1 protein-coding gene is annotated in these 1,013 nt (G+C 59.5%); it reads left to right on the plus strand.

Going from position 1 to position 1,013, the window contains the following annotated elements:
• Positions 1-255 precede the first annotated feature (255 nt).
• Complete coding sequence (aqpZ, locus tag ACW9IR_RS29490) at positions 256-948, plus strand: aquaporin Z (RefSeq protein WP_093438113.1); 693 nt, start codon at positions 256-258, stop codon at positions 946-948.
• Positions 949-1,013 lie beyond the last annotated feature (65 nt).

Here is a 1,013-nt window from a genome sequence, read left to right on the forward strand (position 1 = left end):
TGTCAGGCCCACTAATGTTGTTGACACACCGCTATCGCGAGCAGGCTCACTCCTACAAGGGATGTGTGAAATCAGTGACCGATAAAACCGCCACAGCCCTTTAACCACGGGCGCTGGCGGTTTTTTTGTGGCTGCTGGAAATCCACCAAAACCCTGCTGTACTCAGCCAAGGTTCCAGAACGGAGCCTGTCGTAAGTCTGCAAGGATGCACAACTCGATGCAGTCTCGATAGCAGGGCTATCAAGGACGCCTCTCATGTCTCTGTTCAAACGTTCAGTCACTGAGTTGTTGGGTACGTTCTGGTTGGTATTGGGTGGTTGCGGCAGCGCGGTGATCGCCGCGTCTTCACCGCTGGGAATCGGGGTGCTGGGGGTGGCCCTGGCGTTTGGTCTGACGGTGCTGACCATGGCGTTTGCCATCGGCCACATCAGCGGCTGTCACCTCAACCCCGCCGTGTCGGTCGGTCTGTTCGTTGGCGGTCGGTTTCCGGCCAAGGAGTTGCCCGCTTACATCATTGCCCAAGTGCTCGGTGCGATTCTCGCGGCGGCGCTGATCGCCCACATCGCCAGCGGCAAGGAGGGCTTCGATATCGCCGCCGGCCTGGCGTCCAACGGTTATGGTGAGCATTCGCCGGGCAAGTACTCGATGGCGGCGGGGTTCGTCACTGAACTCGTGATGACCGCAATGTTTGTGATCATTATCCTCGGCGCCACCGATAGACGCGCACCGCCGGGACTGGCACCGATCGCCATAGGTCTGGGTCTGACGCTGATTCACCTGATCTCGATTCCGGTCACCAACACCTCGGTGAACCCGGCCCGCAGCACGGGACCGGCGCTGATGGTCGGCGGCTGGGCGATTGCGCAGTTGTGGATGTTCTGGGTCGCGCCGTTGATTGGCGCGGTGGTCGGTGGCGGGATCTATCGCTGGTTGGGCAAAGAAGAGTAGCCAAGGCATACACAAAACAAATGTGGGAGCGAGCTTGCTCGCGAAAGCGGTGTGTCAGCTGATAT

This window comes from Pseudomonas sp. SDT291_1_S447, from assembly GCF_054070155.1.

What these genes read in the sequence shown, in the direction of transcription:
- aqpZ (WP_093438113.1), top strand. Translation starts at nt 256, where the DNA reads ATGTCTCTGTTCAAACGTTCAGTCACTGAGTTGTTGGGTACGTTCTGG.